Below are 1,135 nucleotides of genomic sequence, written 5' to 3' on the forward strand. Positions count from 1 at the left end.
TGTATGTACCGGAGACATGGTGGACACATGTTCGGAGACATGGTGGACGGTTTTAGATCTTCTTACCTGCTGTGACAATCTGCAAGTTCAAGTCGATTTTGGCTATACGATGTTTACCCCAGTAGACATCGTGGATGCCATCCTCCGTCGTTTCCCGGATAGCTACTGACCTCCCGTGAAAAGCCTTTCCGACTGTGTATTCACGGTTCCCCCAGTAGATCTCGCCCTTCACCTGAACCTTCCTGATCACGTCGCCATCGTTGTACTCCGGCGCCGCGGGTTGCTCCTGATATTCCCGTGGACTACTGCTGTAGCGGGCCGCAGGAACCTGCATGTCCAGCGCCTGATGCGGGCGCTTCTGGTTGTAAATATCACGCCAGCTATCAAACGCCCGTTGCGCGCCATCGAGATCGATGAACAACTGGCCTTGCAGAACTTCGCTTTTAAGGCTGCGGTGAAAGCGTTCCAGCTTTCCTTGGGTCTGCGGATGATAAGGTCGGGAGTGGCCGACCTTGATGCCTTGGCTCATCAGCCAGATCTCCAGTGCGGTATAAACACCTGTCTGATCACCCCAAGGCGAACCGTTGTCCATCGTCATGCGCAAAGGCAGGCCGTAGCGCCGAAAGGTCCGGATTAGATGCTCCTGAACGGTTTGGCGCTGCTCGTTCGCGCACGCAGCGATGCACAGCGAAAACCGTGAATGATCGTCCAGTATCGTCAACGGATGGCAACGGCCCAGGCCCAAGCTGATATGGCCCTTGAAGTCCATCTGCCAAAGATCATTGGGAGCTTCATGCTCGAACCGGATAAATGGCTTGATCTCAGCGGCCTTTGGATCAACGCGCGAGTGACGCTTTAAAACCGCATGCACGGTGCTGACAGAAGGCATCACTGCGCCGTTGTCTTCCAACACGCGCTTGAGCTTGCGAGCGCCCCAAGCCGCGTACTCCTGACTCACGGTCAGAATCTGCTGCTCAACCTCATCAACACAGCGTTTGGGTGACGTTTTCGGTCGCCGAGACTGGTTGATCAATCCCTCAACACCTGAGGCTTCAAACCTGTTTAGCCATTTGTAAGCAGTGCTTGGACTGATATTGAATCGACGGCAAAGCAGCCGAATATTGGCCCCCTCTTG

Annotated in this window: 1 protein-coding gene; it reads right to left on the reverse strand. The window is 54.7% G+C overall.

Going from position 1 to position 1,135, the window contains the following annotated elements:
* Window positions 1-52 precede the first annotated feature (52 nt).
* Window positions 53-1,135 (reverse strand): IS481 family transposase (locus ACM6I7_RS14540; protein ID WP_414888786.1); only part of this gene is annotated, 1,083 nt, incomplete at its 5' end.

The organism is Pseudomonas sp. IT-93MI4, from assembly GCF_949767635.1.
Lineage (GTDB): Bacteria > Pseudomonadota > Gammaproteobacteria > Pseudomonadales > Pseudomonadaceae > Aquipseudomonas > Aquipseudomonas putida_A.